This is a genomic window from Nakamurella lactea DSM 19367, assembly GCF_000426645.1.
Taxonomy (GTDB): domain Bacteria; phylum Actinomycetota; class Actinomycetes; order Mycobacteriales; family Nakamurellaceae; genus Nakamurella; species Nakamurella lactea.
This window is the reverse complement of record NZ_AUFT01000007.1, coordinates 416,451-433,981: the sequence shown is the minus strand read 5'-3', so window position 1 is coordinate 433,981 and position 17,531 is coordinate 416,451. Positions and strand designations below refer to the sequence as shown.

The 17,531-nt window shown below is 66.8% G+C and carries 15 protein-coding genes; 1 reads left to right on the top strand and 14 read right to left on the bottom strand.

What is annotated here, in order from left to right; genetic code table 11:
- Positions 1-22: 22 nt before the first annotated feature.
- From K340_RS36590 to K340_RS28870, 6 genes are all read right to left on the bottom strand, one after another.
- The gene (locus K340_RS36590; protein WP_211229355.1) at positions 23-1,372 is read right to left on the bottom strand and encodes a nucleotide pyrophosphohydrolase; all 1,350 of its coding nucleotides are present in this window, start codon (positions 1,370-1,372) and stop codon (positions 23-25) included.
- 401 nt (positions 1,373-1,773) lie between these two features.
- On the bottom strand, positions 1,774-2,061 hold the full coding sequence (locus K340_RS28880) for an EthD family reductase (protein WP_051265675.1): 288 nt from the start codon (positions 2,059-2,061) through the stop codon (positions 1,774-1,776).
- A gap of 156 nt (positions 2,062-2,217) precedes the next feature.
- On the bottom strand, positions 2,218-2,553 hold the full coding sequence (locus K340_RS28875; RefSeq protein WP_051265673.1) for a TetR-like C-terminal domain-containing protein: 336 nt from the start codon (positions 2,551-2,553) through the stop codon (positions 2,218-2,220).
- Positions 2,550-3,263, bottom strand: coding sequence for a hypothetical protein (locus K340_RS0109815; RefSeq protein WP_029136585.1), 714 nt, complete (start codon positions 3,261-3,263; stop codon positions 2,550-2,552). Before K340_RS0109815 ends, K340_RS28875 begins: the two co-directional genes overlap by 4 nt.
- Positions 3,264-3,517: 254 nt before the next feature.
- Complete coding sequence (locus tag K340_RS0109805) at positions 3,518-4,966, bottom strand: hypothetical protein (RefSeq protein WP_154674162.1); 1,449 nt, start codon at positions 4,964-4,966, stop codon at positions 3,518-3,520.
- A gap of 172 nt (positions 4,967-5,138) precedes the next feature.
- Positions 5,139-6,572 (bottom strand): MFS transporter, encoded by a 1,434-nt coding sequence (locus tag K340_RS28870; protein ID WP_037363608.1) that lies wholly within the window; start codon positions 6,570-6,572, stop codon positions 5,139-5,141.
- Positions 6,573-6,659: 87 nt separating this feature from the next.
- Here K340_RS28870 and K340_RS28865 point away from each other — a divergent pair, with 87 nt between their 5' ends.
- Positions 6,660-7,373 carry a TetR/AcrR family transcriptional regulator gene (locus K340_RS28865; RefSeq protein ID WP_051265671.1) on the top strand — a complete coding sequence of 238 codons (714 nt, stop codon included), beginning with the start codon at positions 6,660-6,662 and terminating at the stop codon, positions 7,371-7,373.
- A 67-nt stretch (positions 7,374-7,440) separates the two neighbouring features.
- Here K340_RS28865 and K340_RS28860 read toward each other — a convergent pair whose 3' ends face one another.
- The 8 genes from K340_RS28860 to K340_RS0109755 form a co-directional block, all read right to left on the bottom strand.
- Entirely contained in the window at positions 7,441-11,232 is a 3,792-nt protein-coding gene (locus tag K340_RS28860) for an OmpL47-type beta-barrel domain-containing protein (RefSeq protein WP_051265669.1), read from the bottom strand.
- A 234-nt stretch (positions 11,233-11,466) separates the two neighbouring features.
- Positions 11,467-11,790 carry a hypothetical protein gene (locus tag K340_RS0109785; RefSeq protein WP_029136583.1) on the bottom strand — a complete coding sequence of 108 codons (324 nt, stop codon included), beginning with the start codon at positions 11,788-11,790 and terminating at the stop codon, positions 11,467-11,469.
- A 276-nt stretch (positions 11,791-12,066) separates the two neighbouring features.
- Complete coding sequence (locus tag K340_RS28855; protein WP_051265667.1) at positions 12,067-12,909, bottom strand: MaoC family dehydratase; 843 nt, start codon at positions 12,907-12,909, stop codon at positions 12,067-12,069.
- A complete protein-coding gene (locus K340_RS28850; RefSeq protein WP_037363606.1) occupies positions 12,906-13,793 on the bottom strand; it encodes an SDR family oxidoreductase in 888 nt (295 codons plus the stop codon). The genes K340_RS28855 and K340_RS28850 overlap by 4 nt, the downstream gene beginning before the upstream one ends.
- Before the next feature lies 1 nt (position 13,794).
- Positions 13,795-14,628 (bottom strand): SDR family oxidoreductase, encoded by an 834-nt coding sequence (locus tag K340_RS28845; RefSeq protein WP_037363603.1) that lies wholly within the window; start codon positions 14,626-14,628, stop codon positions 13,795-13,797.
- Positions 14,629-14,683: 55 nt separating this feature from the next.
- On the bottom strand, positions 14,684-15,874 hold the full coding sequence (locus K340_RS0109765) for an MFS transporter (RefSeq protein WP_029136582.1): 1,191 nt from the start codon (positions 15,872-15,874) through the stop codon (positions 14,684-14,686).
- A gap of 17 nt (positions 15,875-15,891) precedes the next feature.
- Positions 15,892-16,302, bottom strand: a complete 411-nt coding sequence (locus K340_RS36995) for a Zn-ribbon domain-containing OB-fold protein (protein WP_029136581.1) — start codon at positions 16,300-16,302, stop codon at positions 15,892-15,894.
- A complete protein-coding gene (locus tag K340_RS0109755) occupies positions 16,299-17,456 on the bottom strand; it encodes an acetyl-CoA acetyltransferase (RefSeq protein ID WP_037363601.1) in 1,158 nt (385 codons plus the stop codon). The genes K340_RS36995 and K340_RS0109755 overlap by 4 nt, the downstream gene beginning before the upstream one ends.
- Positions 17,457-17,531 lie beyond the last annotated feature (75 nt).

Below are 17,531 nucleotides of genomic sequence, written 5' to 3'. Positions count from 1 at the left end.
AAATGGAATGCTTCAGCGCCGATCAATGCATACGAGACCGAACTTGCGCTTCCGCATGCGCACGGGCCGCGTGATACTGCAGTAAGGCGCGGACTAGAGCAATTCCACCAAATACGATTGCGCCCCAAAAAATTGCAACTGACGGACTACTATCCAAAAGGGACGATGCCGTTAAAACTGCGCCCACTCCGAAGACAATTCCGGAGATCCATGCAGAGCGGACCGAACGGCGCCTGATGCTTTTCGCAATGAATTCGATACGGATCTCGATCTCAGCTGAGTCGACAATCGAGGTACCCGATCGAAGGTTCTCCACACCCGTTGGTGCACTCACAACTGATTGATTGGTCCTCTCGGTCTGGTGAACCGGATACTGCAGCGTGGAGGGTGTAAAGGGGATCGACCCCGGTGGACCACTCGACTCTGACACGAGCGCACTAACTCGGCGGCGAGTCCGCGACTTGAAGTCCCTCCGAAACGTCGCAATCGAGTCGTGACGATGCAGTCGGGCGTCTTGGCCGGTCAACACAGGATTGTCGATCAGGTCAAGCTCGCTCGCCGATTCGAGATCCTGAAGCACTTCACGGTCGATCCGTTCCAGAATCGCCTGCATAGCACTCGCGTGCTCTGACATGACGATCCATGGATTCCTTTGCATGGCCGCGGCCCGCTCGAAGAAGTACCAGGCAATTCTATCCGCCGAGTCCCTGACCAACTGGTCGAGCTGCCCCTCAGTCAGGTTTTGGATTTTGAACTGTTGCGGGCTCATCACTGCGCCCTTGACCCGCGGAATGTCAGAGCTCTCTGCCCAGAATTTCCAATCGGGAGGCGGTGTCGGCTGCCCAACCGGCCACCAACCAGGTGGTGGCCGCCAACCAACGGGTGGCGGGGGCCACCCAGGCGGCGGGTTGAAGACCAGGTTCATGCGCGGATGATACTGCCCTTTGGTCTTGCGTAGTCCGTTGCGCTCGGCTCTGATTCGACGGAGCCTCGCCCGATAGTTGCTCGGATTGGCGTCGGGCAGCACCTCCAAGCTCGGGCACCCTCCCTGAGGCGACTTCATCGCATGATTCCACCCGGACGACGCCAGCGTCGTCCTCAGCGTCGGTACCAGGTCGACGCCGCAGACCTCGGCCAGCTGGATCAGGTAGATGAACACATCCGCCAGCTCGTCGGCGACCCGGCCGTGCAGTGGTTCGTCGGCCACCAGAGCGGCTGCCTCGTCGGCCGGCAGCCACTGCAGCAGTTCCGAGACCTCGCCGACCTCGCCCATCATCGCGATCAGCAGGCTCTTCGGGTCGTGGAAGCGACCCCAGTCCCGCTCCGCCGAGAACGCCCGGATGTCGCGGTGGAGCTGGTCGTAGTCCGTCATCCGGTCAGCTTGCCAGGCAACCGCGGTCAGCCGGCGAATGCGTCGATGAGTCGCTCCGCGAGCAGCTCCGGGGCCTCCCGTTGCGGGAGCCGATGGCGGTCACGGGTATCTGCAGCGGCGCGGCCTGGGCGAGGGTGCGCAGCTCTTCGCCTTCGGTCAGCATGCTGCGGTAAAGGCCTGCCGCACCGGCGAATCCGCCGGGCCGGCCGTAGCTGCGGGCGACGCGCCGCAGCGTCTGCTCGGCACCGACGACGCGATCCTCACCGGCTCCGCGCCGGACCCTTCGGTTGATCCGTGACCGGCCACCTGCGGGCCGGCGTGTGGCTACCACCGTTCGACGCATTGTCCGCGCGATGGCACGGATGGGCCGCCCTGGTCCGACAACGGATCGGCGCGGCCGGTCAGACTACGGCGACGTCGCCGGAGTAGACCGTGAACGTCGTGCCGCAGCCCTGCGCATGCTTGCGGGTCTCGGCCATCTCGGGGGTCGCGGCCGAGGTCTTGTAGGCGTCCTCGTTGGGCCAGAGCAGTTCGGCGACGAGGTACGGCGTGCCGCCCTGCGGGTGACTGAGCTGGAAGCTGCCCAGCCCGGGCACGGCCTTGACGAGGGGGACGTGCTCGTCGGTGTAGCGGCGGTCGAAGGCCTCCTTGTCGGCCGGCTCGTCGTAGACCACGGTCAGTCGGTACATCGGCAGTTGCCACCCTTCGGACTCGGCGTCAGAGATGTCAGGTCTGACACCCTAATGGGATCCACTGATCTCGGTAATCGTCCGGCCCAGCGTCTGATCACACGGGCTGCGGGACCTACTTGTGCACCGCGAAGTTCGTCAGCGCCGCGAAGTTCGTCAGCGCGGCCGTAATCCGCCGAGCACCAGGGTGACGATCCCGTCGGCGAAAGGCTCATCCAGCTCAGCGGTCCGGAGTATCCGGCGGTGGAACACCGGGCCGAACAACAGCTCCACCGCCGGTTCGACATCGACCGCCTCATCGACCTCCCCCGCTGCGACTGCTACCCGGATCCGGTCCGCGGTTGCGCCCAGCTGCGGGCGCAACAACCGGCGCACCAGGTCCTCGGCGATGTGCAGGTCGGTCTGGATCTCTGCGGTGATCGCCCGCTGCTTCGCCGGCTTATCGACGATAGGGAGCGTTCCGGCGGCGTCCTCACGGTTCGGCGCCGTCACGGCCAGCGTCCGACGACATCCGGATCCAGCCGCTGCAGGCCGCGAATGACCTCGTCGTCCGACCGGTCGTCCGGGACCGATAGGTGGATCTCCATCCGATCGGCCCACGGAGACACCACCACGATGATGTTCTCGAAGGCCGGCGACGCCTGGACCGTCACCACGTCGCCGGCCGTTCGGTCGACGCTACTGCCGACGGTCAGCCCGTCGAGGCTGTCCCGCCGGTGGCGTAGCTCCCGGGCGAGCAACCGCGGCCGCTCCTCCCAGGTCGCGACCGATCGTTGGCCGGCGTCGACGGCATCCAGGTAGGCCAGCAGTTCGAACCGGTAGCTGGTGTCGATCGTCGACCGGGACCCGCCCGGCGGTTCCCGCGACGGCTCCCAGATCACCTGGTCGCGGTCGCGGCGCACCTGCAGCCACAGGGATCCGCAGCCGGCGTGTCCGCAGCCGCAGATCCCGACCATCGCCCGGTGAGGTTCGCTGGTGGGCAACAGGTTTGCCGAGTCTGGCGGCAGCAAGTCCACCGGATCCGGCGGCAGGTAGACGAACGGGCCGTACGGATAGAGCGAGCCGTCCGGCCGGTGGGTCGGCCGCTGCAGTTCGAGGAGGTCGACGCCGTCGACGCTGATCAGGGTCTCGGCCCTGGTGCCGTTGGGACGGGAATCGATGAACAGGACATTGGTGCGCGGATCCGCGCCTGGCGCCGTCATGCGGCCGGGGCGAAGTCCGATCTCTGCGAGGTCATGGCACCCATGGTGCCACATCAGTGATGTTTGCGCCCCGGATGGCTGCAACCTAGAACCGGTCCGAACGTCGCGGCCGCGAGCTGGCGGAGTTGTTGTCGCGGTGGCGATCTCGGGACCGCATCGCCTTCGATTCGGATCGACGGAGCAGGTCGCCACCTGCAGTGCCACTCATCGGCGGCGCCACCACGACCGACGACGTCCCCGGTATCGACTAACTGCTAGAGCGCTGCGCGCGCCTCTGGGGGTAGCAGCAATGGCAGCTTGATGATCTTTCCGGTGCTGGCATTGACCCACCAGTTCTTGATCTTGTCGACGTTGGAGGACACTGGATTCCAGGTGTCGACGGGTCGAGGGCCGTGCTGCTTCACCTCGAAGTTGTCCATCTTTCGGAACGCTGCCTCCCGGGTGGCCTGGTCCGTCACGGATTCCTTCCCGTCCTTGAGCACACGAGTGGTCGCTTGCGGGAAGATGTCGGCAATGACGTCGGTCATCGGTCCCTGCCGCGCCTTGTCGTCGGGCGTCTTGGCGCCCTCCTTCTGACTGTCGGCGGCGGTGCCGAGCCAGTCGGCCGAGGCCCAGCCCTCGCCGAACTCGCTGGCCGGCCACACGGCGTAGTAGACCGCGTCCCTGATGAAGTTCGGTGTGACTCCGGTCGCCGGCTGATCCTTGTAGAACAGGCCGTAGAAGGTGTCGCCGATGTTCCCGATGTGCTGCCAGTCCTTGGCGGTGGTGTGACCCGACGTCGCGCTGCCCGAGGTGAAGGTGAGCATCATCGTGCTGCCCGGCTTCGGGACGGTGGTCGAGGGGCCCGAACCCGTCATCGTGGCCAGAGTGACCGTCGACAGTAATTCCTTGAAGGGCGGCGGCTTGACGTCGGCAATCTCGAAGATGCCGCCGGCGAGCTCCCTTCCGAGGACCGCGGTGAACTTGCTCGAGTAGTGGCGAAGGTTCCAGTGCTGCATCTCGTCGTTGGTCCACGACGCCGGCTCCACCTCCTCGATAGTCGTTGCCTCGACCCAGGTTGTGCTCTGTTTGGTGCGGACCGCCTCGAGCAGCGCATCGGCGAAGTCCGGAACCTTGGTGGCCTTGTGCAGTTGATCGGTGCCGTGGAACTCTTTCGTCAGCCGGGCCAGGATCACCTCTTTGCTGAGCTTGTCGCCCGTCAGGTCCGCCAGCGCCCTGGTCACCAGGCGCCGGATGGTCGTGGCCACGGCAAACTGAATGGCCTCCCGCGCCGTATCGAAGGCGTGCACTTCCTGATGGTCATCTGCCATGGCCACCAGCGCGTTCCGCACCTGGACCGGCGCCAGACCTGCGCTCCGCGCCTCTTCGCTGATGATGGAATTGAGTCGCTTCTTGTAGGCCGAGTCCCGGGTGATGTCCGCCGAGGAAACCTCGTCGCCATCGATGCTCAGGCCTGTCGTCTCCGCCTCTTCGCCGTCGTCCTCCTGGGCCTCGGCTACGCCGTTGGTCCGTCGTAGCGCGGCGATCGACGCGGCGCGGTGACTGGCCGGCTGCCCGCCCGGTTGGGCGATGACCGTCTGCGGCACCACCTGCGGGAAGCCACCCTGCACGGCAGTCGCGGTTGCCGGCTCGGTCGCCGGTCTGGCGTCGTCCGGAGTCGATGGAGTCGGTCGCGTCCGCTCGGCGTAGATCGGTCCGGTCATCTGCTCTCGATTCGCCAACATGACATTCGCGATCCCGACTACCTGCCGCGATGGTGCGGTTCGACCTATTAGGTGCCTGGCGACGAGGGTCTGTCAAGAGCCGTCATCGGCGGGATCTGGATGACCGCGCCGGCTGCCACCAGCAGGTGACATTCCGGCGCGGCCAGCCCCGTCAGACCCCGACCAGTTCCCCGTCACCCGCCGCGTCGACGTCCGCCGCCCTGGACGCCCGCGATGCTCCCCGCAACCCGAGGTAGGCGGCCACTCCGCCGAGCACCACCAGCGCCGCAGCCACCAGCAGCCCGGCCCGGTATCCGCCGAGGAAGGCGTCCAGCGGGTTCGACCCGTCACCCAGCAGGGCGGACTGCCGACCGCTGAGAACCGCGCCGATGACGGTGATTCCGAGCAGACCGGCCACCTCGCGGGAGGCGTTGAACACTCCGGACGCGACGCCGGCCTCGGCGATCGGCATGGCGTCGATGACGCTGGCGGTCAGCGGCACGGTGAAGCCGCCGGCCAGTCCGATCACCGCGAAGGCCGGCATCAACGACAGGAATGACGCATCGGCGCCGAGCAGGCTGACGGACGCGATGCCCAGCCCCATGAACACCAGCGCCACCGACACCACCCGGTGGGCACCCAGCCGGTGCGACACCCGCTCGGAGATGATCGCGCCGACCGCCATCAACAGCGCCATCGGCACGAACGCCGCGCCGGCCTTGGTGGAGGAGAAGCCGAGCACGTTCTGCAGATAGAGCGAGGTGAAGAAGTAGATGCCGAACAGCCCGAAAGCCCACAGCGACAAGGCAATCAGTCCGCCGGTGAACACCCGTGCACGGAACAGCCGCAGCGCGACCATCGGAGTGGCGGAGGCAGTTTCGATCCGCACGAACAGCACTCCAAGGAGCGCGGCTGCGGCGAAGGTGCCGAGGATCAGCGGCGAGGTCCAGCCCTTGTCGTGACCCTCGATCAGCGCGTAGGTCAACGCGAACAGGGCCAGCGCCGAGGTGACCACGCCGGGCAGGTCGATCCGGCGCGGGGCGTCGACGTCCCGTGACTCGTCGATCACCCGCCAGCCGAGCACCATGGTTGCCACGCCGACCGGGACGTTGATGAAGAAGATCCACTCCCAGCTCAGGTATTCCGACAGCACGCCGCCGATCAGCGGGCCGACGGCCAGCGCGAGCGCGCCGACGGCGCTCCAGATCCCAATGGCGGCAGCACGTTTGCGGCCCGCCTCGAAGGTGGCCGAGATGATCGCCAAGGTGGTCGGAGTGAGCAGCGCGGCGCCCAGCCCCTGCACCGCCCTGGCCGCGATCAGTTCACCGGCGGTGCCGGCCAGCCCGGCCGCGAGGGACGATCCGGTGAAGATCGCCAGCCCGACCATGAACACCCGCTTGCGCCCCCAGACGTCGGCCAACCGGCCACCGGCCAGCAGCAGGCTGGCGAACACCAAGATGTAGCCGCTGACCACCCATTCCAGGCCGGAGGTGGTCAGGTGCAGGTCGCGCTGCACCGCCGGGATCGCGACGTTGACGACGTTGTTGTCCAGGTACGTCATGAAGGTTGCCAGCCCGACGGCCAGCAGGGTCCAGGTCGATCGCATGGTTCCTTCTGCCTCTCCTCTACGGTGTACTTGTACGGCGTACATGTACGACGTAAAGGGAAGCCCATACGGTGTACAGTTGTCAACATGGTTTCGGGAACGTCCACCAAACGGAGCAATGCGCGCGGCGCCCGACGGGCGGTCGCTGCGCCCGAGCTGAGCCGCGAGTCGCTCATCGATCACGCGCTGGATCTGGCCGACCGGGAGGGGCTGGACGCGGTGGCGATCCGGCGGATCGCCACCGATTTCGGCGTCACCCCGATGGCGCTCTACTGGCATGTCAAGAACAAGGACGAGCTGCTGGATGCGATGGGAGACAGGATCTTCCAGTCGCTGAGCATCCCCCCGGCCGGCGCCGACTGGTTGGACCAGGTGCGGGCGGCGCTCGTCTCGTTGGTGGACGTGCTGCGGCGGCACCCCGGGTCGGTGGACCTGGCCATGGCGCGGGTCCTGCTGTCACCGGAGGGCCAGTTGCTCGCCGAACGCACCCTCGGCGCGCTGCGTGGAGCCGGATTCTCCGTCCGGCAGGCCGCCGATCTCGCCCGGCAGGCGCTGTTCACTGCGGTGATGCTGGTCCAGGGCCGGCCCGGCGCCGAGATCGACACCCACGAGGACGAGCGGGCGGCGAAGACGGCGGCCAAGACGGCCGCGATCGCCGGACTGTCGACGGCTCAGTTCCCGAACCTGGTGGACTGCGCGGAAGCGCTGACGAACTGCGATGACGAAGATGCCTACTACGGCGGCGGCATCGACCTGTACGTGGCCGGCGTCGAGGAACTGCACCGGAAGGCCGCCCGCTGACCGTCGCGGGACGGCGCCCATGCGAGCACGCGGCCGGCGGGCTCGCAGTCGGCTCGGTGGTGGTGGATCAGGCCGCCTTCAAGGTCAGCAGCACACTGTCGCTGGATCCGGCGTAGGTCGCATCACCGCTGTAGACGAGATCAACCGAATGACGCCCCGGCGGCATGGCAACGGTCGATACCACCAGGCGCGCCTTGCCCCGGTGCAGCGTCACTTCCCCGAGCACGGTTGAGCCGATCTGTGCGCGCACGGTGCCTGTCGGCGTTCGGTCGGACCCGTTGACAACGACGGCGATCCGCACGTCCTTACCCACCTTGGTGGTCACCGCGGACGGAGTCGCGGCGATGACTGACGTCAGCAGTTGCGGCCCGGCCTTCGGTACCGTCACCGTGTTGGCGGTCTCGGCGTTACCGGCCCGGTCGATGGCGCGGTACTCGAGGGTCATCTCACCAGCACCCGCCGGGATCGGGCCGTCGGCTGTCTCCCAGGCGCCTTGGGCGGCCCGATATTCGATCCGGAGCAGGCCGGAGGTCTCGTCCGCGGCCCGCAGCGTCACCGTTCGTTTCGTCGCGTCGACGGTGGCGTTCGACACCGGCGCGGTGGCATCGACCTTCGCCGAGGTCGACGTCGTGGCCGAGACGTTGCCGGCGGCATCGGTGGCCCGCACGTCCAGAGTGTGGGCGCCGTCGTCGGAGAACTCGACCGGACCACTGAGCGGGGCCCAGTCGGATCCGTCGATCCGCGCCTCTACCTTGGGGGCAGCATCGGTGTCGTCGGCAGCGGTCGCGGTGATGGCGACCGAACCGGTGTACCAACCGGCGGCGCCGGTCGGCGTCGGCGGGTCAGCGGTCACCGTGACGGTGGGCGCGGTGGTGTCGGACGCGGCTGCTGGGTGGGTGCGGAACGAGTCCACGATCATGTACCCGCCGGACTTCATCGTGCCGGTGATCGTATGGGTCCCTGCCGGCAAGCCCGAGATCGACAGCACGGTGCTCTGGTAGACACGGGTCGACGTTCTGAAACTCACTGTCTTGTAAAAGGTCCCGTCGACGGCGATGTCGACGTCACCCTCGTCGGAGTTGGTCTGCGAGATGATGTCCAGACCGGTGCCGTTGAACGCCAGACGCCAGGAATCGCCCAGGTTCTGAGTGGCCCAGATGTCCTCCAGATACGACCCGCCGCCACCGGTGTTGCCGCCACGCCAGATCCAGCCGGTGGTCGGCGCTCCGGTGTTGGTGTAGGCGACGCCGGAGGTGTTGTTGAGCTGCTCCGGCTGATCCGTCTTGGTCAGCTGCACGGTGATGTCGGTCTGCCCGCGCCGCACGCCGAGGTTGATGTCGTCGCCGGCCGCCAGCGAGTTGTAGACCTTCCAGAAGGTGTTCCGGTCGGCCGTCACGCCGTGTCCGTTGATCTGCAGGATGTCGTCACTGGACTGCAGTCCGGCGTCAGCGGCGTAGGAGCCGTCCGGTACGTCCGTCAGGTACAGGCCGAAGTTGTTCGTCAGACCCAGGGACGACTGGATGGCCAGCGAGGAGACATTGGTTGCCGTTGCGCCCATGAGCTTTTCGGGCTGGACGAGCAGCGGATCCGCCGGACCGCTCCCCTCGCCGTACGGCAGCTGCGCCTTCGGCGGCAACGGCGCTCCGGTGGCGCCGAACCCCGTCATCGGGAAGTTGACGAAGCCCAGCCCGATCGCCGGCGAGTCCGCGGCGACGGTGAAGTCGTAGGTCTCGGTCGGGTCGTCGGCGGTGAACTTCGGGTCGATGATCAGCGAGTGGACGTCCATCCCGGCCTGCACCCACGACGACGCCGCGTTCAGGGTCTTGCCGTCGGTCGACAGCTTCTCCCCAGGGTGCGAGTTGTCCGGGGTGATACCGATCGGCGAACCGCCGTTCCAGAACAGGTTCGCATCGATCGCGTACTTGTTGACGGCCGGCTTGTTCTGGGTGTTCTCGTAGGCGGTGCCGCCCAGGGTGATGTTGTGCTCGATGACGTCGCCGCCGTCGGCGTGGCTGACCTGTTCGTAGACGTGCCCGCTGACCAGAATGTTGTTCTCAACGGTGCGTTCGAAGCCATCGCGCAGTTTGATGCCACCGTCCAGCAGCAGGTTGTTGCGCAGCACCATGTTCGACGTTCCATCATCCAGGTCGATGGCCCAGTCGCCGTCGTGCCAGAACCGGTTGTGTTCGATGGTGGTCGGCTCGACCTGGTCCAGCTTCATGATCTGCCGCGCCGTTGCGTCGTCCATCGGCTGGCCGGTGGAGGCGAGCACATTGTTGCTGCCGGCCGAACCTGATGCCCAGAAACGTGATCGACCCCAGGCGTTGATCGATCCGTTGTCGCCGCTGCCGGAGACACAGTCGTAGAGATCATTGTTCTTGATGACGTGCCCGCCCCAGGTGCCGTCCTCGAAGTTGAGGCAGGCGCGGGGGCTCCCGCTCATCGTGTTGCCGTCGACGGTCACGTCGCGGCTCATCGAGATGTTGACGCCCGAGGACTGGACCTCGAAGCGGCCCATGTTCTGCATCAGGTTGTCGGTGATGTCGATGTCCCGCGGATAGTTCTCCGACGCCGGCCCCGCCGTCAGATCGGCGACCGGGATCTGGGTGTGGTAGTTGCCGGAGTACTCACGGACGGCGTCGGGTGAGCCGACCACCTGCACGTCGCTGGCACCGCTGCCACTGAAGGTGCTGTGGCTGACCACGTTTCCCTTGTTGTAGCCGTCCATGAAGACCCCGTTGCCGCCGACGGCATCGAACTGCGCATGGGCGATGACGATGTTCGCCGCGTTCTTCAGGTAGACGGCGCCCTTGCGGACCACCGACCAGTCGCCCTTGGCCAGGCCCTCGAAGGTGCTGTTGAACAGGGTGCGGTGGGTGTCGGCGAAGCGGAATCCGTCGAAGGTGATGTCGTGGATCGGCGCGGTGTCAGATTCGCCGGTGAGGCGGACCAGCTCGTTGAGTTCGGCGGTTTCCACGGTTGCCGTCGACAGGTCGGTGCCGGTGGGCGGGTAGTACAGCAGCTGCCCGCCGGTGTGGTCGTAGAACCATTCGCCCGGGGCGTCCAGCTCTTCCTTGATGTTTTCGGCCATCACCACGTTGCTGTTGTACGGCAGAGTCCGGTTGCAGTCCTGGGCGCGGTTATTGTCGCCCACATAGTGCAGTTGCAGAGCGTCGGCCGTTCGCCCGGTGATGGTGAACGACACGCTCCCCCAGTCACCGCAGTGCATGCCGCGGACGAATCCGGTGGTCGGGTCGGACCAGTTCGCCGATCTGGAGTTCAGCGTGGCGATGCTGGTCGAGCCGCCGAGGCGCTTCGCGCCGGCGTCGAAGTTGGGGTAGCGGGCGAGTATCTGTCGCTTGCCGTTGACGAACAGCCCGTCGAAGTCGAGTCCGGCCGGCAGCGTCGCGACCATGACGTGGCTGCCGGCAGATTGCGGCGCCCACGTCGGGTGCAGCGCCCGCCCACCGCTGATGGTGGTTCCGGTGGCTGCGTGCCAGGTGACAGGCGCCTCGGCAGTGCCGGAGTCCGCGGGGCCGAACTCGAGCGGTGCGGATTGGTAGTAGGTGCCGGCCGCGACCTCGACGGTGATCGCTCCGGTAGCCGTCGGCAGCGCGGCCCTGACCAACTGCTGGGCCTTTGCCAGATCCGCGACCGGAGCGTCGGCGCTGGTGCCGGAATTGCCGTCGTCGCCCGTAGTGGCGACGTAGATCGTCGTCCCGCCCGCTGCCGCCTGGGCGGACGTCGGAACCGCAACGACTCCGAGTACCCCGGTCGCCAAGGCCACCGCCACCATCCCGATCCGGCGGACCGGGCCCCACCGCATGGTCGTTGTGCTGACGGGCGGATACTCGATCATGCGTGCTCCTGGGCTTCGTTGCCGACGGCGGCACCGGATTCCTCCGATGTTTGGCTCGATTGGACTGTAGGCGGACCGCGGAAGCACGTCAACGATGCGGGGTTTGCCAAATGGGTGACGGATGACGGCGGCCATAGATCCGATGCATCGGGCCTTCGTGTCGAAGCCCTCCAACAACACGCTCCGAGACTGACCGAGACGCGTTGCCCGCGCGTACCACGAAGCGCCTACCGGTCAGATGGGATCGGTGAACGAGATCGGCTTGCCGGTGGCCTGGGCGTAGGCGATCTCCCGGCTCGTGGACTCGCCGATATACCCGCCCAGGTTGACGACCAGAACCCTGTCCGCCAGGTCGATCTTGCGCAGGTGCAGGGCGTCCAGCGCGGCCTTCTGCTCGTGGGTGATCACCTCGTCCGCTTCGTGATCCTCGGTGCGCAGGAAGACGCCTGGTGCGACGACGATGACACCTGCGAACGTCAGATCACGGTTCGCCGCGAGCATCTCGGCCACGAACCGGGTAGAGCCGCAGATGCAGACGATCTCAGGTCGGTCGGGCACGGCTCAGTCCTTCGGATCGAACGGGAAATCGTCAGTGTGTGCGTAGACAGCACAGACGGGCGTAGGAGCCACGAGTTTATGCAGCGGTCGCCACCCGACATGACGGCAACGAACGCCCACAGCGGGACCACACCACCGGAGGTCGCGACCACACTGCAGCCGACCGCCGGCCGTCGAGGCTGTCCCGCTGGCACCACTCCGGGTGAGCAACAGCGGCCGTTCCTGCTGGCCCGCTCATTGATAGTTGGCCACACCTCGGTCGCGGAGCCTAGGGCTTTACCCTTGGACGGCCCACCGACCTCGGGTCAGCACAGGTACGTCGTCCGCCGTCGTGGTGAACCCGCCCGCCGATGAGCCGGACACTGTCGTAGTCAAAGTGTGGCCGGGACGGACCGGTGTCGAGAAGCGTGCACCGAGGAAGGCCAGCCGAGCCGGATCTCCGCCCGCTGCCAGGGCGACGACAGCTCGGGCGGCGAAGGCCAGGGTGCACATTCCGTGCAGAATGATCCCGTCCAGACCCTGACCCGTAGCGAAAACCTCGTCCGTATGGATCCGGTAGCCGTCGCCCGACGCCGCCGCATAGCGATACGACTGATCACCGGCAACCGACTCGGTGAGCTCGCCCAGGGACGGGCGGTCCGCAACGTCGCCGGGGTTCCCCGGATCGCCGTCGAGCCGTGCCGGCTCACCCATCGGATGCAGTGACTCGTTCACCTGGAACAGGGTGAAGAGCTGAGTGCACACCGGGCCGGCGTCATCGAGCAACTCGCTGCGGCAGACCACGACCGTGCCGGCCATTTTCGGCACGACAGCGACGACCCGTGCACGTGGCTGCAGCGTCATCCCGACCCGGACAGGACGGTGGTAGGCGAACGCGTGCTCTCCGTGCAATCCCAGCCCCGGACCCTGATATACCGACTGAAGTGCCAGATTCTGGACCGACCACACCAACGTCACCGGAAATGTCGCCGGCACCAACAGTTCCGTCGAGCGCGAGCTGGCCAGCCAGTCGTCGCCGGACTGCTCACCGACGGCCTCGGCGAACTGGGCGACGGCTTCCTGCTCCACTGTCACTGGCCTGCCGACGCTCCATTCGTCGGAATCGAGCGCGCCCGTCACTGCCGGTCCTCGACCGATTCCCGATAGTCCCGCCATAGCTCGGGCATCACCCGATCAACGTCGTCGACACTCCAGTGCCGGTCGGTCTGTCGTCTCCGAGGTCCGTGCGTCCACGGTGCGGCGAACCCGACCCACCCGGCCTCGACCTCCAGCACTGTCCCCGTCAGACCGCGGGCAGCGTCCGACAGCAGCCACGCCAACGCGGGTGAGACATTCTCCGGCGCCCATAGGTCGGCGCCCTCGTCCATGTCGAACAGCCCCTCCGTCATCCGGGTACGAGCCCCTGGGGAGAGCGCATTCACGGCGATCCCATACTTCTCGACCTCTTTCGCCAGGGTCAGCGTGAAGCCGACCAGGCCGGCCTTGGCCGCAGCGTAGTTCGCCTGGCCGACGTTGCCGTAGAGCCCACTCGGCGACGAGGTGCAGACGATCCGGGCGTCCACTTGTTGACCGTCCTTGACAAGCGCTCGCCAGTGCCGCACGGCATGGTGGGTCAGCGCGAACGAGCCTTTCAGGTGCACGCGCATCACGGCGTCCCAATCCTCGCCGGACATGTTGAACAGCATCCTGTCTCGCAGGATTCCGGCGTTGTTCACCACCGCGTCGAGCCGGCCGAACTCCGCGACCGCGGTGTTCACCATCCGTTCTGCCTGATCCAGGTCGCTGACGTCTCCGTGGTCGGCGATCGCCGATCCGCCAGCTGCCCGAACCTCGTGCACGACGGCGTCGGCCGGCGAGCAGTCGGAGCCGCCGCCGTCGCGTGCACTACCCAGGTCATTGACCACCACCGATGCGCCCTCGGCAGCCAGACACAAGGCGTGCGCCCTACCGAGACCACGGCCGGCTCCGGTCACGATAGCGACGCAACCGTCGAGGCGACCCATGTCAGCGACCCGCTGCCGGAGCGGTCGTTCGTGGTCGGGTCAATTCTGCGACCGGAGTGCCGTACACCTGCGCACCCAGAGACTGCCCACCGTCGGCCGAGAGTACTTCGCCGGTGATGTAGCCGGCCCGATCTGACAGGAGAAAGCCGGCTATATCAGCGATCTCGGCCGGCTCTGCGAACCGACGGGCCGGCACCGATTCCAACACCCGTTCCCGCTCCGCAGCGGTGGCCCAGAGCGCGGCACCAGCACCTTCGGTCGTGGTCGGCCCGGGCGAAATGCAGTTGGCCCTGATCCCGTACCGGGCCCACTCCGCGGCCAGGGTCCGGGTCATCGTTACCACCCCGGCCTTCGCCGCCGCCGAGTGTACGGTGCCCGGATGTCCCAGCCAGGCGTAGCTGGCGACCACCGACAGGATTGCTCCTGGCCGGTCAGCCGCGATCAAGGCCCGACCCACCGCCGACGCGCAATGCCAGCTGCCGTTGAGCACGATGTCGATCACCGCCCGCCAGCCGTTGGTGCTCAGATCCTCTGCCGGGCAGACGAAATTGCCGGCAGCGTTGTTGACCAGGCCATCGATCCGACCGAAGCGCTCGACCGTATCGGCGACCATGCCCTCGACCGCCTCTGGATCCCGAACATCGGTCACCCGGGCCATCGCAGTACCGCTGAGCCCCTCGCCCGCGGCGACGACCTCGCGAAGGCGCTCCTCGGTGCGGCCGGCCACCGTCACCGACGCGCCAAGTTCCATCAGCCGCAGCGCAGTGGCTCTGCCAATCCCCGAGCCACCACCAGTCACCACAAAGGCCCGTCCATCAAGTGATTCCATCGTCATTCCCTTTTCCTTGTCCTCTCAGGTCCTCGCCCGTCCGTCCGGTCGAATCGAGGGATCAATCTGCCGGCAGCGGCCGGACCGGGGCGTAACGCGCCCGCCGCGGCCAGAACGATTGCAGTAGCAGGGCCAATGCGAGCACGCCGGCTGCCGCGCCTCCGATGAAAACCACTGTGTAGGAGCCGGTCCAGGTCATCACCACGCCGAGCGCAGCGCCACCGAGCCCCGCGCCCACGTCGTAGGAGACGCTGTAGGCCGCGACCACCAGACCTTCGTCGCGGCGCGGCGCCCCGTCGAGGGCAACCTGCATCAAGGTCGTGTACATCAGGGCGATCGCGATCGCCATCAAACCGGCGGCCAGGAACAGCGCCGCCGGCCGGCGCCATAGCGCAGCCAGCAACAGGCCGCAGATGTTGGCCAGACAGCCGATCGTGATCACTTCGATGATCGGCATGCGGTCGAACCATCGAGCACCGCCGATGCGGATGACGATGACGGCGGCCGAGTAGGTCAGGAACACTGTTCCCGTTGCCGCCAAACCGATCGTCGGCCCGTACAGCGGGACGAACGCCTGGAAGGCCGCCCATCCGGCAATGGAGAGAGCCAGGACCGCGGCCGGCCGCACGGCGGCCGGATGGGCCAGCGCCCGGAGCAACAGCATCGGGCTGATTTGTTCCGACTGGTCGGCCGGCGGGTCGCCGAACAGCGCAACACCGAAGACGGTGCTGCCGATCGCCAGCGACATCAGCCCTCCGGACAGCACCCAGACCCAGCCGGCGGACAGGTGTTCCATCGCCCAGTCCCCGACCACTGGCCCGAACGCGACGCCCGAGAACAACGGCACGGAGAACACGGCCAGCGTACTTCCGCGACGCGCCGCGGTGGTCGAGCGCACCACACCCGTTGCGGCGCACGTGTAAAACAGACCGACCGCAGCACCATCGATGAATCGCAGGCCCCACATCCAGGCGAGCTGCGGGACCAGCGGTGTCGCGACCAGTGCCACTGCGCCGACGGCGACGGCGGCCGTCATCAACCTCTCCGGGCGCCCCCGTCGGAGGTAGGCGCCGGCCAGGGGCCGCGAGGCGATGCTGGCCACACCGTAGACAAACACGGTGACGCCGACATCGGTCCCGGAACCGTTGAGTTCGCCGACGATCCAGTGCGGCACCAGCGGAATCAGCACGCCGACCGACAGGTAGACCCACCACATCGACAGCAAGGTTCTGGCGAACGCCGAGTGAGACACTGCATGCCCCCTGGCGCTCAGTGAGCATTCGCATGAAACACCGGTAGGTGGTATCCATCGGCGATCGGACTCCACTGCAGGGACACGGGGTCGCCGACGCGGATGGCCTCCAGGTCGTCGGCCGTGACGTTCGCCAGGAACCGGACCCCGTCCTCCAGGTCGACGAAGGCCACGGCGTAGGGGCAGTCCTCGGCAGTCATCGGCGCGAACGGCCGATAGTGCACCGAGACGGCATGTACCGTCCCTCTCCCCGCCGACTCGCGCCACTGAAGTTCGGTGGACAGGCAGCCCGGACAGGCCTCGCGCGGATGGTGCACATGACGTTCACAGTTCGGACACCACTGCAAGAGCAGGCGACGCTCCCGAGTCGCCGCCCAATACCGCGCGGTCGCGGCGGACGGGAGTGGCGCGAACTCGTTCCGGCTCACAGCGCAGCCTCCGTTCCCAGCACCACGGTGGACATCGCCGAAAGGAACTGGCCAGAGCCATGTGCGACTGCAATCTCCAGATCCTGGATCTGCCGCGCGCCCGCAGCGCCCCGCAGTTGTCGAACAGCCTCGGTCAACAGGAAGATCCCGTACATGCCGGGATGGGTGTAGGACAGCCCACCGCCGTTGGTGTTCATCGGCAACGAGCCGCCTGGCCTGGTATTTCCGTCGGCGACGAAAGCACCCGCCTCGCCCTTCGGGACAAATCCGAGATCTTCCAAATGCAACAGAGCGGTGATGGTGAACGAGTCGTATCCCATCAGCAGGCCGACGTCGCCGGCGGTGACTCCGGCGTGGTCCAGCGCACGTTTGCCAGTGATGGCCCCGGGGGTGACAGTGAGATCAGGCATCGCGTGGATCATGTTGTGGGAGTGCAGACTTGCAGCCCCGAGCACCGGGACGACCGGATTCCGCAGGTCCTTCGCCCGTTCAGTGCTGGTCACCACGATCGCTCCGGCGCCGTCGGTCACCAGACAGCAGTCCAGCTGATGCAGCGGCGAGCAGATCCTCGGAGAGGCCAACACATCGTCCACGGTGAGTGGGTCGGTGAACCTGGCCATCGGATTGAATCCGGCCCACTGGCGGGTCGCGACAGCGATAGAGGCGAGCTGTTCTTCCGTGGTGCCGTACTGGCTCATGTGCCGATCAGCGGCTAGCGCGTACGAACCCATCAGGCCGAGCCCGTACGGGACCTCGAACTCGTCCCGTGGGCCGGCAGGCTCCACCCAACCTCCCAGTCCTTGTTTGCGGTCGCTGCGCGGCGTTGCCGCGTAGACGATCACGATGGTCTCGGCGAGTCCGGTGGCAATCGCCGCAGCCGCCTTCTCCACATACAGCTCGTACCCACTGCCACCGGTGTAAGTGGATTCGGTGAAGGCCGGCGCGATCGACAGGAACTCGGCGAGGTCAAGGGATGAATCGGCGTGGGCCACGCCATCGACGTCGGCCAACGTAAGACCTGCATCGTCCAGTGCAGCCTTGATCACCTGTGCCTCTAGGGTGCGCCCGCGCGCGGGCAGCTCACCGGTGGGTGATGCGGCTTCGGCGATGCCGACGATAGCCGCTTCGCCGCGCAGGCTCCGGGTCGATCTCATTTGGCGTTCCTCCCGTGGTGAGCGCCGGTCGGTCGCTTGGTCCGCAACCCGCCCGGCGCCAATTGATCACGTCGA

Coding starts and splice junctions, on each gene's coding strand:
- K340_RS28865 (WP_051265671.1), top strand. CDS start 6,660: ATGGTTTCGGGAACGTCCACCAAACGGAGCAATGCGCGCGGCGCCCGA.
- K340_RS0109815 (WP_029136585.1), bottom strand. CDS start 3,263: ATGACGGCGCCAGGCGCGGATCCGCGCACCAATGTCCTGTTCATCGAT.
- K340_RS0109805 (WP_154674162.1), bottom strand. CDS start 4,966: ATGACCGGACCGATCTACGCCGAGCGGACGCGACCGACTCCATCGACT.
- K340_RS28860 (WP_051265669.1), bottom strand. CDS start 11,232: ATGATCGAGTATCCGCCCGTCAGCACAACGACCATGCGGTGGGGCCCG.
- K340_RS28880 (WP_051265675.1), bottom strand. CDS start 2,061: ATGTACCGACTGACCGTGGTCTACGACGAGCCGGCCGACAAGGAGGCC.
- K340_RS28850 (WP_037363606.1), bottom strand. CDS start 13,793: ATGGGTCGCCTCGACGGTTGCGTCGCTATCGTGACCGGAGCCGGCCGT.
- K340_RS28845 (WP_037363603.1), bottom strand. CDS start 14,628: ATGACGATGGAATCACTTGATGGACGGGCCTTTGTGGTGACTGGTGGT.
- K340_RS36590 (WP_211229355.1), bottom strand. CDS start 1,372: ATGACGGACTACGACCAGCTCCACCGCGACATCCGGGCGTTCTCGGCG.
- K340_RS0109755 (WP_037363601.1), bottom strand. CDS start 17,456: ATGAGATCGACCCGGAGCCTGCGCGGCGAAGCGGCTATCGTCGGCATC.
- K340_RS28870 (WP_037363608.1), bottom strand. CDS start 6,572: ATGCGATCGACCTGGACCCTGCTGGCCGTCGGGCTGGCAACCTTCATG.